The organism is Kitasatospora sp. NPDC048194 (genome assembly GCF_043202455.1).
Classification (GTDB): Bacteria; Actinomycetota; Actinomycetes; order Streptomycetales; family Streptomycetaceae; genus Kitasatospora.
On the sequence record NZ_JBIDAK010000009.1, the window covers coordinates 222,611 to 235,066 of the forward strand.

A 12,456-nucleotide genomic window follows, 5' to 3' on the forward strand; every position below is an offset into this window, starting at 1 on the left:
GCACAGACGCGGGCGCGAGCGCGAGCGGGAGCCTGACGGAATTCCGGCCCCCATTTCGGACATAATCGACCCCGCTCCCGCCCGTAGCCGTGCCGCCTTCGCCGGAGGACCCGCCGATGCCCCGGATCGCCCGCCGTACGTTCCTCGCCGGCCTCGGCGGGGCCGCGCTCACGGCGTGCTCCTCCGGACGGTCGGCGCCGCCGGTGGCCGACAACCTCCCGGCGAGCGGAACGCCCTCCCCGACCCCGGCCCCGCCGGTCACGGTGAACGCCGCGACCGGCCCGGTGGTCGTCCCGGGCGAGCCGCAGCGGGTGGTGGTGCTGGACACCGATGTGCTCGACTCCGCGCTGACGCTCGGCATCACCCCGGTCGGCGCGGCGCTCCCGGCCGCCGACACCCGCTACCCGGACTACTGGCCCGCCTCCCGCACGGCGGGCATCCGGATGGTCGGCCCAGCCGGCGCCCCCGACCTCGCCGCCGTACGGGCCCTGCGGCCGGATCTGATCCTCTCCAACCAGGCCCGCGACGGCGACCGGTACGCGCAGTTGAGCGAGCTGGCCCCGACCGTGCTCACCCAGACCACCGGGGCCCCCTGGAAGGCCGACTTCCAGCTGCACGCCCAGGCGTTGAGCCGGGTCGCGGCGGCCGCGGCCTTCGTCGGCGCGTACCAGAAGCACGCCGGGCAGGTGGCGCAGGCGCTGTCGGCGGCGAGGCTGTCGGGACGCCGGGTGAGCCTGGTGCGGTTCACCGAGGGCGGCGGCATCCGGCTGTACGGGCGGCAGAGCTTCCCCGGGACGGTGCTCGCCGACGCCCAGGTGGGGCGGCCGGACGCGCAGAACGTCGACCAGTCGGACTTCGAGATCCCGCTGGACCAGATCGCCAGGGCCGACGGCGACCTCCTGCTGTACGCGACGTACGGGGATCCGGCGCGGGCGGGCGCCGACGCGGCACTGGCCAGCCCCGGCTGGCAGGCGCTGGGGGCGGTCAGGGCGCACCGGGCCTTCCCGGTGGACGACCAGCTGTGGTTCCAGGGAATCGGGTACACCGGTGCCAACTTCATGCTGGACGAGTTGCAGCGCTTCCTCGGGGCGTAGCCCGACTGCCGGGCATCGTCGGTCCACTGACGACATGTCGACTCGCCGAGGTTGTGCAGCGGAGCGGTGATTCCGCCACAATGGGCCGCCGATCACAACAATTCGCCCCGGGGGACACCACCATGTCAACTGCCGTAGCTCCGACCGCCCCTGCTCGGAAGGGGAAGGCCGCCGCACTCGGCTGGCTGATCAGCATCGCGTTCAACGTGGTCGCGCCGATCATGATCTACAACCAGCTGCACGACCACGGCTACAGCGAGGCCACCGCCATCCTGCTGTCCGGCCTCGGCCCCGTCGTCGACAGCGTCATCTACCTGGCCTGGCACCGCCGGATCGACGAGTTCGCCGTCGTCTCGCTGGCCTTCGTCGCCCTCACCCTGGTCGTCTCGCTGATCGGCCCGACCGACCCGAAGATGCTGCTGGCCAAGGACTCCTTCATCTCGGGCCTGCTGGGCGTGCTCTACCTCGTCTCGCTGGCCGCGCCGAAGCCGATCATGTTCTACTTCGGCCGCAAGTTCGCCACCGACGGCACGCCCGAGATGATCGCCTGGTGGAACTCGATGTGGCAGTACGAGGGCTTCCGGCGGGTCCAGCGGAACCTGACCGTCGTGTGGGGCATCGCCTTCGTCCTGGAGGCCGCGCTGCGGATCGTGTTCGTCTACACCCTCTCGCACGGCACGGTGGTGACGATCAACAACATCCTTCCGTACGCGGTGATCGGCGGCCTGGTCTACTTCACGATGACCTACGCCAAGCGGGCCAGCGCCCGGGGCCGGGCCGCCGCCGAGGCGGCCGCCGCGGCTGCCGCAGCCGCCTGATTCAGCGCGAACCCGCGTAGTGGGCGGGCGGGACGCCGACGGCCGCGGTGAAGTCCCGGGTCAGATGGGCCTGGTCGGCGTAGCCGAGCTCCACGGCGAGCGCCGCCAGGTCCAACCCGCCCGCCCGCGCGGCCCGTTCGGCGGCCTCGTGCAGCCGGGCCCGCCGCAGCACCCACTTCGGTGGGGCGCCGACGTACTCCGAGAACAGCCGCTGGAGGCTGCGGACGGTCACGCCGAGCTCGCGGGCCAGCTCGTCCACCCGGCACAGGCCGGGTGAGGCGGTGATCCGCTCGACGACGGCGGCGGCCTCCTCGGCCGCCGGGTCGGGAGCGGGCAGCCGGGGGCGGAGGAACTCGTCGACGAGCGCCGCGTACGAGTCGGCGGCCGGTTCGGTGGCGGTGGCGCGTCCAGCAGCCGGTTCGGCGGCGGGCTCGGCGCCCGGCTCGCCGAGGATCCGGGCGTTCAGCCGGTCCACCTCGGCGCCGAAGTACGTGGCGGCGGGGACGGACCGGTCCGCGAGGGCGCTCACCGGGTGCCCGGCGAAGGACCGGAAGGCGCCGGGGCGGAACTTCGCCCCCAGGACGTGCCCGACACCCTCCAGGCGCCGGACGAAGAGCGCGCGGTCCACCCCGTAGACCCGGGGCCGCGGCGCCTCGAAGACCAGGTGCACGTTCGGGTGGGCGAGCACCTTCTGCTCGTACGGAGGCCGGCCGGACAGGTCCCAGCGCACCAGCCAGTAGCACTCCACGAACCGTGCCACGGCGGGCTCGGGGGCCAGCCGCTGCACGCTGATCAGCTCGGCGGCCCGGGCCGGGTGGAGCACCCCGCGGCCGAGACCGGCGTCGGGCTCACGGCCGGACTCACGGCCCGCGGGCGCGGGCGCGGGCTCGGGGCGCTCGGGCACGGGCTCGGGCAGGTGCATGGCCACCAGGCTAGTCGTCGCATTTCTTCAAGACGCGCCCGCACCGGCCGGGGCATGCTGGTGCCATGAACGCTCACCCGATGCACCCCTTCCTGACCCGGGCCGCCTCCGCCGCAGCCGAGGTCGCCGCCGCCGTCCCGGCCGGGCAGCGGTTGGACGCGCCGACGCCCTGCCCGGAGTTCGACCTGCGGGCGCTGATCAACCACTGGGTGCTCTACACCTCGCACGGCCTGGAGCACCGTGCCCGGCGCATCGAACTGCCCGAGGAGCTCAGCGCGCGGGACTTCACGGCGGACGCCGACTGGCGCTCCGCGTACGCGGCGCAACTGGAGCGGGCGGTGGCGGCCTGGGCCGAGCCGGGCGCCTGGGAGGGCGACCTCGACCTCGGCGGCTCCCCCGTCCCGGCGGTCGGGATCGCCCGGATGCTGGTCCTGGAGCTGCTGCTGCACGGCTGGGACGTCGCCCGGGCCGTCGGCGGGGAGATCGCCGTCGACGACGAACTCGCCCGGCTGACCCTGGAGATCGTCGAGGAGAACGCCGCGTTGTACCGGCAGTACGCGGGCTTCGCCGACGTCGTGGCCGTGCCGGACGACGCCCCGGCGTGGGACCGCGCGCTGGCCGCCTCGGGCCGCGACCCGCGGTGGAAGGCCTGAGGCCCGGGAGGCGTCAGGAGAGGCTAAAGGAACTGCCCCAGCGCGGTCCGCAACTTGGAGCGCAGCAGGCGGACAGCCGGGGACTGCTGGTCGCGGCGGGCGACCAGGCCCAGGCGGGCGTTCGTGGTGGCGTCGGCGAGCGGCACGGCCCGCAGCCCTGACCCGTCGACGGAGGACGGGCTGAGCACGGCGACACCCGCGCCGCGCTCGGCGAGGCGCAGCACGGCCGCCGGGGAGCTGGCCTCGATGTCCACGCGGGGAGCGAGGCCCAGCCGGGCGCAGGAGCGGTCGTAGGCGGCGCGCAGGCCGGTGCCCCGGGAGAGGCAGAGGATCTTCTCGCCGCTCAGGTCCGACAGCTTCAGGCCGGGCCGGTCGAGGGGATGCCCGACCGGCACCACGGCGGCGATGGGATCGTCCACCACCACGCCGACCTCCAGGCCGGGGGCGATCTCGCCCGCGTAGCCGATCAGCGCGAGGTCGAGGGCGCCGGCGAGGACCTGGGCCTGCAGCACCTCCGAGTGGTCTTCGTGCAGGCTCAGCTCGATGCCGGGGTGGGTGCGGCCGAGGTCCGCGACGGTGTCCAGGAACGGCGGGATCGAACAGCCCATGATCATGCCCAGTCGGACCCGCCCGCGCACCGCGTCGGCGAACTCGGCGGCGGTGTGGCGGATCGCGTCCAGGGTGGCCAGCGCGTTCTTGGCGAGCGGGAGGATCGCCTCCCCGGCGGGGGTGAGCCGGACCCGGCGGCCCGAGCGCTCCAGCAGCGTCTGACCCAACTCCCTTTCCAGCTTGGCTATCTGGGTGCTGATGCCGGACTGGCTGACGTGCAGGCGACCGGCCGCCGCGGTGAACGAGCCCTCGTCGACCACGGCGGCGAAGTAGCGCAGCTGGTGCATCTCCATGACCGGTGACCATATTCGACGGCCGGTGCCCCGGTTCGGCGGAAGCCGCGGGCGGCTCGTCCGGCTCCGGCGGGCCGGGCCGTCACCGCCCGGGAGCGGTGGCGACCCGGCGGGACGGTGACGACCCGGCGGGGCGGTGACGACCCGGCGGGGGCGGGGGCGGGGGCGGTCACCGACGACGGTTCACCGAGAACGGCTCACCGGCGACGGTCCTCGCCCCGGGTTCCCTTGCCCCGTAGCCGTTGCTGGTCCTCGGCGGAGAGTTCGGCCTCGATGCGCTCCTTCCGCACCTGGCCGCTCACGGTCTGCTCGTCGACGTGTTCCTCGGTCACCAGCCGCACGCGTTCGACCGGCACGGCCTCGGTGTGCACGACGGGGCGCTCCGCGTGCAGGGTGACCTCGTGCTCGGCCTCCGAGATGGGCTCGCCTGCCAGGGCCGCGTCCCGGTTGGCCTCGGTGATGGGTTCGCGCTCGATGCGGGCTTCCTCGTGGCGCACCGGGACGGTCTGCTGCTGCTCCTCCGTGACGACGTACTTGTGCAGCTTGGCGTGGCCCGACTCGTACCGCTCGACACCGACGCGCATCTGCTCCTCGGAGCGGGTCATGGCGTCGTCCTCGCCCCGGCGGGCGCCGGTACGGCCGGCGGCGGTCCGGCCGGCGGCGGTCCGGCCGGCGGCGCTGGCAGCGGTGCCGGCAGCGGTGCCGGCGGTGGTACCGGCGGCGGTCTGGCGTCCGGCGTGGGCCCAGCCGCCCTCACCGGGCTGGTTGGCGGCTCTCCAGGCCTCGTCCCAGGCGATGCCGTAGTGCCGGCACAGGCGGCGTTCCTCCCGCTCGGAGAGGTGCCCGCCGTCCTCGACGGTTACCAGTGGTGCGTCCTTGACCTTGTCCTTGAGGTACGGGACCTGGATGTGATCGTCGACGACCCGGGCGTCGCGGATCGGGACGAACGACTCGCTGGTTCCGAACCAGCCGGTCTTGATGCTCACCCATTCCGGCTTGCCGGTGGCGTCGGAGAGGAACACGTGGTCCGCCTTGCCGATCTTGCTGTCCTCCGCGTCGTGGACCGGGTGGTGCAGCATCGAGCGGGCTTGCTGTTCGGTGATCATCGACTTCACGCCTCCTTCACACTTCGACTGCTGAGCGCCTTGCCGGGCAGGGTCGGCCGAAACCGCATCACCTGACATTTACTCAGCGTCAAGGCATGCGTGAGCTGCGGCGATGACGGTCGGTAGCGTCGAGCGAGGGCGGCAGCGAGACCCCGCGCGTCGACCACCGGAACCGACACGGCGCGTCACTGCCGGAGCGGGCGGCGATGTGCGCTCGGGCGTTCGGCGTTCACCGGGTGTCACCTCGAACCATCGGTATGGGTGATGGGACCGATCGGATCCATCTGTTGGACGGATGGATCGGGGGTCGGGAGGATGGACGCATGACGACGAAGAGGACTGCACGCGAGCTGGCCGAGACCTACTTCACCGCCTGGGAGGCGGGCGACTTCGACACCCTCCGGGGCCTGCTGGCCGACGACGTCGACTTCGTCGGCGCGCTGGGCACGGCGTCGGGGGCCGAGGAGGCGCTGGGCGGATTGAGGGGCCTCGGACAGGTACTGGAGAAGATCGACGTGAAGGTACGGGTGGCGGAAGGAGACGAGGTGATCACCTGGTTCGAGCTGCACACCCGCATCGCGCCGCCGGCGCCGACGGCGAACTGGATGCACGTGGAGAACGGGAAGATCGCCCGGATCCGGGTGACCTTCGACCCGCGCGGACTGCTGGCGGGCTTCGAGGCGAAGGGCTGAGCGGGGCGGGCGGAACAGGGACGGGCAGAGCAGGAGGGCCGTGATCGCCGGGGGCGGTGACGGCCCTCTTCGGCTGTTCGCACTCAGGACTCCTCGTCGGGCGGGGCCGCCCGGAGGGCGGTGATGACGCCCAGGGCGACCGTGGCGATCGCGAGGGCGAGAAGGACCGCGAAGGCGGTCGCGATCAGGAATCGCACGGGGCGGGTTTCTCGGCGTCGAGGAGGAGGGTGAGGAGGTTGAGGAGCGTCGAGGCCGGGGCGGTGTTGAAGCGGATGAGGATCCGGCCGTCGATGGTCCTGTCGGTGCTCGCGGAGGGGAAGAGCAGGCCGAACTTCTTGCCGCGCTCCTGGAGTTCGGCGAGGAGCGTGCGGATGTGGTCCTCGGTGTAGTAGCGGATCCGGGGGTCGGTCGGCTTCATGGGGCGGCGGCGCGGGAGGGTCATCAGGCGGCGTCCAGCTCGAACCAGACCGACTTGCCGCGCTCCTGCGGGTCGACGCCCCAGCGGCTGGTGAGGCCGGCGACGAGCTGGAGGCCCCGGCCGGATTCCGCGAGGGGGGAAGGGGTGCGGGGGTCGGGAGGGACGGGGCTCTCGTCGGAGACGGAGACCCGGAGGGTCCGGCCGAGGAAGAGGATCTGGACGATGGGGGCGGGCGTGCGCCCGTGCCGCCAGGCGTTGACCAGGAGCTCGCCAAGGGCGAGTTCGGCGTCGAAGGTGCAGGAGGGGTGCCAGCCGGAGCGGATCATCGCGTCCCGCAGGGACTGGCGAGTGAGGGCGAAGGAGGGCGTGTTGAGGTGACGCATGGGAGTACTCCCGGGCGTGATGGGGTGGGGAGATCCGGCGGGCATGTGTCGCCGTGAGCCAGGCCAGGCAGGTGGGCATGGCTGCTCTGCGGCGCCTGCGACCAGGCGTTACTGACGACCCGTCGGATCGAGGTGAGAACGACCATAGCGCATGCGGTCTTTCGCTTAAGACCTTCGCTGAAAACTTCCCTCTTCCGTGGGGCACACTGGTCCCAGCACCCGCAGAGAGGACATCATGGCTCTTCGACCGAACCCGACCCTGCGCCAACGGCGGGTGGGGACTGAGCTGCGGAGGATGCGGGAACAAGCCGGCCTCGGGAGCAGTCAGCTGGCGCGCCAACTCGGCATCCACGCCGCCCAGGTCACCCAGATGGAGACCGGGAAGAGCGGGATCAGCGTCGAGCGACTGCGGACGATCGCCGCCACGTGCATGTGCACCAACCAGCCCTTGATCAACGCTCTCGCAGAGATGACTACCGAACGCGGCCAAGGCTGGTGGCAGGACTATCGCGGCACTGTCTCCGCCGACCTGCTCGACCTCGCAGAGCTGGAAGGGACAGCAAAGAGCCTCACCGCCTATACGATCACGTTCGTCCATGGACTCCTTCAGACCAAGGCATACGCCGGATCAGTCTTCACACGTGCGATCCCACCGCTGCCTCGCCATGAATTTGATGTCCGGCTCGACTTCCGCATGAAGCGACAACACGTCGTCCGCTCGGGCGGTACGCCGATTCAGGCCTTCATCCACGAAGCAGCACTCCGAATGCAGTTCAGTGGCCCCAAGATCCTCGCGGAACAGCTCGATGAGCTAATCAAGCTCTCGGAAAACCCGGTGGTCTCTATTCGTGCGGTGCCGTTTGACGTTGAGTCCCTACCGGGCCCCAGTGAAAACTTCACTTATGCATCAGGCCCCGTGACAGAACTGGATACGCTCCAGATAGATACCACGCACAACCTGCTGATCTCGGACTCTCCTGCACAGCTTGCGAGCTACCGCGAGATGCTCGCGCGGATGGCATCCGTTGCACTCTCAGAGGAGGAGTCACGGGACTTCATCCGGCACATCAAGAAGGAGATCGAACGCAAGCATGCATAGCTCCATCTGGCAGAAGTCCAGCCACTCCGGCGCAAGCAATGCGTGTATAGAGGTCCGCCGCGTGGCCGGACTGGTCGAACTCCGCGAATCCGACGAAGGCCACCTCATCCTCCGCACCACCCCAGCCGCCCTCGCCGCCCTCCTCGACGGCATCAAGGCCGGCGAATTCGACCAGCACGCCTGACACCCCGCCCCGGAGTGGGAAGTCGGCCATGCCGACTTCCCACTCCCACCCCATGCCATGCTCGTCCCCATGAAGATCGCCGCTGCCCAGCTGACCTGCACCCCCGCCGACATTCCCGCCAACGTGCGGCAACTGGTCGCCCTGGCCGAACAGGCACAGTCGCAGGGCGCCGAGCTGATCGTCTTCCCCGAACTCGTCCTCACCGGCTATGAGCTGGACGCCCTGTCCGACGATCCCGCGCTCTGGGTCACCCCGGACGACGCCCGCCTGGACGCCCTCCGCTCCACCGGCATCGCCACCGTGATCAACTGCGCCGTCCCGACCGACGGGCCGCGACCCGGCATCGGCACGTTCGTCTACGACACCGACGGCGAACTGGTCACCACCTACCTGAAGCAGCACCTCTACGAGGCCGAACAGAGCGTCTTCACCGCAGGTGACAGCGACGGGCGCTTCGCATTCGGCGGCCTCCGGTTCGCCCTCGCCACCTGCTTCGACAACCACATCCCCGACCTGGTCTCCCGCGGCGCCGCCGACGGCTGCGACGTCCACCTCGCCAGCTCCCTCTACGGCACCGGCGACGGCATCCACGAACGCGCGACCCTCTACCCGGGCATCGCCAAGGGCACGGACATGCACGTCGTCCTCGCCAACCACGTCGGCCCGGCCGGCCCCTGGACCGGCTGCGGAGGCGCCGCTCTGTGGGCCCCGGGCGGCACCCTCCTCACCGAGGCCGACGGCCACTCCACCACCATCGCCATCGCCGACGTCCGCTAGGACTCCCCGCCCACGGAGCAGGAAGTCGGCCCGCCCGACTTCCTGCTCCGGCCCAACCCGCAAACCGAGCAACCTTCGTCAAAGTCGGCAGTTACGCGGTTCGCTACGGCACCTTCGGTTCCCCGCGCGAATATTCGAGAATCACCGCTTCATGGTCACTGCTTCCACGGCATCCTGATTCCGCCTGACCGACTGCGAGGGGAGCGGCTGTGAGCCGACGACTGCGGTACATCGGAAGCAACTCGGGGCACAACGGGTGCCCGACCCTTTACGAAGACGCGGAAACCGGGGAAGTCCTCGTGCAGGGGGAGGTCGCGACCGATCCCGACGACCTCGCCCAGCTCCGTAACGTCAAGCCCGGCGAGGGGGCGGTCATCGTGCCTCGGGTGTTGCTCGCCGACTTCGCTCCGCGTGACCTGGACCGAGAGCCCGTGCTGATCAGCTTCGAGGAATTCGAAGACATGTTCACGAGCTTCGAGCACACCGCATTTCGCTTGGAGACCCGTCGCCAGTACCGCTCCGACGAACAGAGCGAGACCTACCGCCGATTCGTCGCCGGGCTGGATCCCGAATGGGACCTGGACCACCCCTGGTGCCGCTCGCGGCGCGAGCAGTCCGCCCTGGGCAAGCGGTTCGAGCGGGTTCGGATCATGGACAACCCGCCCACCATCGGCCAGCGTTACCTGCTCGACAACGCCAAGCGGAACGGCCTGGTCGGTGAGGACATCCGCTACCTGTGGCGCGCGGACGCCGATCGGCTGGGTCTCCCGCAAGAAGACGCCTGGCTGTTCGACTCGCGCGTCATCGCTCTGCTGCACTTCGATACCGAAGATGACTTGACCCAGGTCGAGCTGATCACCGATCCGGTGCGAGTGGCTCGCGCCTGCCAGGAGCGGGACGCTGCCTGGCACCACGCCACACCGCACCGTGAGTTCGAGGCTCAGGTACCGTCCGGCGTGTGAGTACCGACTTCCAGCAAGCCAGAATCGCCCTCGGCCGGCGGCTCCGTGAGCTGCGAGCCGAGGGCGGCCTCACAGGTCGGCAGCTGGCCGAGCGCTTGGGCTGGACGCAGTCCAAGGTGAGCAAACTGGAGACCGGTCGGCAGACTGCCACTCACGTTGATCTCAATGCCTGGGCCGACGGCGTCGGAAAACCAGAAGCAGCGGCCGAGTTGTCCGCGAGGCTCCGGGCTTTCGAGTCAGGACACCGGTCCTGGCGACGGCAGTTGGCCGCCGGGCACAAGCCTGTGCAGGACGCACTGACCGCCGAGCACAACCGTTCGTCGACCATGCGCGCGTGGGAGGGCGCCATGATTGTCGGCATACTCCAGACGGCTGACTACGCCCGGCACATCTTCAACGCCTACGTCGACCTTCATCGGTCACCCCGCGATGTCGAGGATGCAGTACGGGCCCGCATCCAGCGCCAGGAGAGCCTCTATCGGCCTGGTAGGAAGTACCACATCATCATGTGGGAAGCCGCCCTTCGTGCCCTCGTCTGCCCGGCGGCAGTCATGGCGGCGCAGCTCGACCGACTGAGCGGTGTGATCGGGCTGGACACCGTTTCCCTGGGCATCGTGCCGTTCGAGGCCTCGATCAAGCTTCCTGCGGCCAACGGCTTCTGGATCCATGACGAGCGACTCGTCATCGTCGAGGACTGGCACGCCGAGCTCTGGCTCGACCAACCGGAGAACGTGGCACTCTACCTGCGCGTGTGGGAGATGCTGGCCGACTCGGCCGTTTACGGATCGGATGCGCACAAGGTCATCGCGCGGTGCCGCAGGAGTCTCGGAGCTGTCTGAAGAATCCTCGCGAACCTCGTCTCCCGGAAGCCCGAATATTCGAGAATCCCACGCCGACTTGCGGCCACCGTCCTCCTACCGTGCTGCTCGACGGCGGCATCGGTGCCGCCGCGAAAGGGAGGAGAACATGCCCGTGTTCAGCGACGGCAAGCACGGTGGCGGGTCCGGTTCCGGCACCGGGGGTGGCCAGCAGGACGACAGCAGCCGCGGCAACAAGCACGGCGGGGGCGGCAGTGACGAGGGTGGCAACTCCTCGGACGGCAGCGGTCCGGCGACGGGGCGCTGACGCGTGACCGAGCGGCACGAAGCGGAGGCCGGTCGGGCCCGGCTGGCCTCCGTGCTCATCGCGAACGGGTCCCTCACCCCGGACTGGCTGCCCACCTACCACGCCGTCCCCCGCCACTGGTTCGTCCCCGCGCTCGTCTGGCCCGGCCAGGGCGACGGCGTGCGCCAGGGCGACGCCGTGAACCGGCACGCCGACCCCGGCGACTGGTGGCGCGCCGTCTACTCCGATATCCCGCTCACCACCCAGTGAGACGACGGCGACCACACCGGAGACCACCGGGGCACCACCCCCACGTGCTCCAACTCCATGCCCACCATGGTGTTCTCGATGCTCGCCGCCCTGGCCCCGGAGCCAGGCAACCGGGTGCTGGAGATCGGCACCGGCACGGGCTGGAACGCCGCCCTGCTCTGCCACCGGCTGGGCTCCCGCAACGTCGTCACGGTCGAGGTCGACGGGGACAACGCCGCCGACGCTCGTCTGCGCCTCGCCCGGGCCCGGTTCCACCCCACGCCCGTGGTCGGCGACGGAGCCGCCGGGCACCCCGGCGGTGCTCCCTACGACCGGGTGATCGCCACCTGTTCGGTCGGCCGCGTCCCGCACGCCTGGGTCTCCCAATCGCGGCCCGGCGGAGTGATCGTCGCTCCCTGGGGCCCCGAGTACGGCGGGGAGGCCGTCGTCCGGCTGACCGTCGCCGAGGACGGCACGGCGAGCGGACCGTTCGTCAGGTCGTGCGCTTTCATGCGGCTGCGCCAGCAGCGTTCGGCCCGGCCCAGCAGCCTGGAGTACCTGTCCGGACCGTGGCCGGCGGACGGGGAGACAACAGCGACCTCCCTCTCTCCCGAGAGCATCGCCGACTGGTCGGCCATGTTCGCCGTCGGAGTCCAGGTGCCGGGGGTCTTCCCCCTCGTCGAGCGCTACGACGACGGCAGCTACACCCTGTGGCTGCACGACACGGCCGTCACCTCCTGGGCCACCGTCGACGGGGAGCCCGACCGCACCGCTTACGAAGTCGTCCAGTCCGGCCCGCGCCGCCTCTGGGACGAGGTGGAAGCCGCCTTCCACTGGTGGGATTCGCAAGGCCGCCCGGGCTTCGACCGCTTCGGCCTCACCGTCACACCCGCCGGCCAGACGGTGTGGCTGGACGCCCCGGCCCAGCCGGTGCCCATCCCCGCCTGAAAGCGCGGCCAGACGCCGGAGTGGGGGGGCGGGCCCCCCCCCCGCCCCCCCCCCGGCCCCCCCCCCCCCCGCCACCCCGCCCGCCCGGCCCCCCCCCCCCGGGCCGGGGGGCCCCGCACTCCCCGGACCACCGGAGCCGGCCCCA

Annotated in this window: 17 protein-coding genes; 12 read left to right on the plus strand and 5 right to left on the minus strand. The window is 70.9% G+C overall.

All coding sequences use genetic code 11. The features are described from left to right. Positions 1–116: 116 nt before the first annotated feature. Positions 117–1,094, plus strand: a complete 978-nt coding sequence (locus ACGF07_RS14600; RefSeq protein ID WP_392898561.1) for an ABC transporter substrate-binding protein — start codon at positions 117–119, stop codon at positions 1,092–1,094. 122 nt (positions 1,095–1,216) lie between these two features. Then, on the plus strand, positions 1,217–1,912 hold the full coding sequence (locus ACGF07_RS14605) for a VC0807 family protein (protein ID WP_350742930.1): 696 nt from the start codon (positions 1,217–1,219) through the stop codon (positions 1,910–1,912). Between the two features lies 1 nt (position 1,913). Here ACGF07_RS14605 and ACGF07_RS14610 read toward each other — a convergent pair whose 3' ends face one another. Then, positions 1,914–2,834, minus strand: a complete 921-nt coding sequence (locus ACGF07_RS14610) for a DUF6597 domain-containing transcriptional factor (protein ID WP_392898564.1) — start codon at positions 2,832–2,834, stop codon at positions 1,914–1,916. A gap of 65 nt (positions 2,835–2,899) precedes the next feature. Here ACGF07_RS14610 and ACGF07_RS14615 point away from each other — a divergent pair, with 65 nt between their 5' ends. Next, entirely contained in the window at positions 2,900–3,487 is a 588-nt protein-coding gene (locus ACGF07_RS14615) for a TIGR03086 family metal-binding protein (protein WP_392898567.1), read from the plus strand. Positions 3,488–3,510: 23 nt separating this feature from the next. On the opposite strand, the gene ACGF07_RS14620 is transcribed toward ACGF07_RS14615, so the two are convergent. Both ACGF07_RS14620 and ACGF07_RS14625 read right to left on the minus strand, forming a co-directional pair. After that, positions 3,511–4,389 carry a LysR family transcriptional regulator gene (locus ACGF07_RS14620; protein WP_392898570.1) on the minus strand — a complete coding sequence of 293 codons (879 nt, stop codon included), beginning with the start codon at positions 4,387–4,389 and terminating at the stop codon, positions 3,511–3,513. 197 nt (positions 4,390–4,586) lie between these two features. Further along, positions 4,587–5,495 (minus strand): PRC and DUF2382 domain-containing protein, encoded by a 909-nt coding sequence (locus tag ACGF07_RS14625; RefSeq protein WP_392898572.1) that lies wholly within the window; start codon positions 5,493–5,495, stop codon positions 4,587–4,589. Positions 5,496–5,818: 323 nt separating this feature from the next. Between ACGF07_RS14625 and ACGF07_RS14630 the strand changes: the two genes are divergently transcribed. Beyond that, a complete protein-coding gene (locus ACGF07_RS14630; RefSeq protein WP_392898574.1) occupies positions 5,819–6,187 on the plus strand; it encodes a nuclear transport factor 2 family protein in 369 nt (122 codons plus the stop codon). A gap of 184 nt (positions 6,188–6,371) precedes the next feature. On the opposite strand, the gene ACGF07_RS14635 is transcribed toward ACGF07_RS14630, so the two are convergent. Next, the gene (locus ACGF07_RS14635; RefSeq protein WP_350742918.1) at positions 6,372–6,629 is read right to left on the minus strand and encodes a hypothetical protein; all 258 of its coding nucleotides are present in this window, start codon (positions 6,627–6,629) and stop codon (positions 6,372–6,374) included. Next, positions 6,629–6,988, minus strand: a complete 360-nt coding sequence (locus ACGF07_RS14640; protein ID WP_392898577.1) for an ATP-binding protein — start codon at positions 6,986–6,988, stop codon at positions 6,629–6,631. The genes ACGF07_RS14635 and ACGF07_RS14640 overlap by 1 nt, the downstream gene beginning before the upstream one ends. A 235-nt stretch (positions 6,989–7,223) precedes the next feature. Here ACGF07_RS14640 and ACGF07_RS14645 point away from each other — a divergent pair, with 235 nt between their 5' ends. From ACGF07_RS14645 to ACGF07_RS14680, 8 genes are all read left to right on the plus strand, one after another. Next, positions 7,224–8,087 carry a helix-turn-helix domain-containing protein gene (locus ACGF07_RS14645; protein ID WP_392898580.1) on the plus strand — a complete coding sequence of 288 codons (864 nt, stop codon included), beginning with the start codon at positions 7,224–7,226 and terminating at the stop codon, positions 8,085–8,087. Then, positions 8,080–8,271, plus strand: coding sequence for a DUF397 domain-containing protein (locus tag ACGF07_RS14650; RefSeq protein ID WP_392898582.1), 192 nt, complete (start codon positions 8,080–8,082; stop codon positions 8,269–8,271). Before ACGF07_RS14645 ends, ACGF07_RS14650 begins: the two co-directional genes overlap by 8 nt. A 69-nt stretch (positions 8,272–8,340) precedes the next feature. Beyond that, positions 8,341–9,048 carry a carbon-nitrogen hydrolase family protein gene (locus ACGF07_RS14655; RefSeq protein WP_392898584.1) on the plus strand — a complete coding sequence of 236 codons (708 nt, stop codon included), beginning with the start codon at positions 8,341–8,343 and terminating at the stop codon, positions 9,046–9,048. A 209-nt stretch (positions 9,049–9,257) separates the two neighbouring features. Next, positions 9,258–10,010 (plus strand): DUF6879 family protein, encoded by a 753-nt coding sequence (locus ACGF07_RS14660; RefSeq protein ID WP_392898586.1) that lies wholly within the window; start codon positions 9,258–9,260, stop codon positions 10,008–10,010. Next, entirely contained in the window at positions 10,007–10,849 is an 843-nt protein-coding gene (locus ACGF07_RS14665) for a helix-turn-helix domain-containing protein (protein ID WP_392898589.1), read from the plus strand. Before ACGF07_RS14660 ends, ACGF07_RS14665 begins: the two co-directional genes overlap by 4 nt. A 127-nt stretch (positions 10,850–10,976) precedes the next feature. After that, complete coding sequence (locus tag ACGF07_RS14670) at positions 10,977–11,135, plus strand: hypothetical protein (protein WP_350747064.1); 159 nt, start codon at positions 10,977–10,979, stop codon at positions 11,133–11,135. A gap of 3 nt (positions 11,136–11,138) precedes the next feature. Then, a complete protein-coding gene (locus tag ACGF07_RS14675; RefSeq protein ID WP_392898592.1) occupies positions 11,139–11,384 on the plus strand; it encodes a hypothetical protein in 246 nt (81 codons plus the stop codon). A 57-nt stretch (positions 11,385–11,441) separates the two neighbouring features. Continuing rightward, positions 11,442–12,311 (plus strand): methyltransferase domain-containing protein, encoded by an 870-nt coding sequence (locus tag ACGF07_RS14680; RefSeq protein ID WP_392898595.1) that lies wholly within the window; start codon positions 11,442–11,444, stop codon positions 12,309–12,311. Positions 12,312–12,456: the final 145 nt, after the last annotated feature.

What these genes read in the sequence shown, in the direction of transcription:
- ACGF07_RS14620 (WP_392898570.1), bottom strand. Translation starts at nt 4,389, where the DNA reads ATGGAGATGCACCAGCTGCGCTACTTCGCCGCCGTGGTCGACGAGGGC.
- ACGF07_RS14650 (WP_392898582.1), top strand. Translation starts at nt 8,080, where the DNA reads ATGCATAGCTCCATCTGGCAGAAGTCCAGCCACTCCGGCGCAAGCAAT.
- ACGF07_RS14605 (WP_350742930.1), top strand. Translation starts at nt 1,217, where the DNA reads ATGTCAACTGCCGTAGCTCCGACCGCCCCTGCTCGGAAGGGGAAGGCC.
- ACGF07_RS14640 (WP_392898577.1), bottom strand. Translation starts at nt 6,988, where the DNA reads ATGCGTCACCTCAACACGCCCTCCTTCGCCCTCACTCGCCAGTCCCTG.
- ACGF07_RS14635 (WP_350742918.1), bottom strand. Translation starts at nt 6,629, where the DNA reads ATGACCCTCCCGCGCCGCCGCCCCATGAAGCCGACCGACCCCCGGATC.
- ACGF07_RS14615 (WP_392898567.1), top strand. Translation starts at nt 2,900, where the DNA reads ATGAACGCTCACCCGATGCACCCCTTCCTGACCCGGGCCGCCTCCGCC.
- ACGF07_RS14645 (WP_392898580.1), top strand. Translation starts at nt 7,224, where the DNA reads ATGGCTCTTCGACCGAACCCGACCCTGCGCCAACGGCGGGTGGGGACT.
- ACGF07_RS14600 (WP_392898561.1), top strand. Translation starts at nt 117, where the DNA reads ATGCCCCGGATCGCCCGCCGTACGTTCCTCGCCGGCCTCGGCGGGGCC.
- ACGF07_RS14610 (WP_392898564.1), bottom strand. Translation starts at nt 2,834, where the DNA reads ATGCACCTGCCCGAGCCCGTGCCCGAGCGCCCCGAGCCCGCGCCCGCG.
- ACGF07_RS14625 (WP_392898572.1), bottom strand. Translation starts at nt 5,495, where the DNA reads ATGATCACCGAACAGCAAGCCCGCTCGATGCTGCACCACCCGGTCCAC.
- ACGF07_RS14680 (WP_392898595.1), top strand. Translation starts at nt 11,442, where the DNA reads ATGCCCACCATGGTGTTCTCGATGCTCGCCGCCCTGGCCCCGGAGCCA.
- ACGF07_RS14670 (WP_350747064.1), top strand. Translation starts at nt 10,977, where the DNA reads ATGCCCGTGTTCAGCGACGGCAAGCACGGTGGCGGGTCCGGTTCCGGC.
- ACGF07_RS14630 (WP_392898574.1), top strand. Translation starts at nt 5,819, where the DNA reads ATGACGACGAAGAGGACTGCACGCGAGCTGGCCGAGACCTACTTCACC.
- ACGF07_RS14655 (WP_392898584.1), top strand. Translation starts at nt 8,341, where the DNA reads ATGAAGATCGCCGCTGCCCAGCTGACCTGCACCCCCGCCGACATTCCC.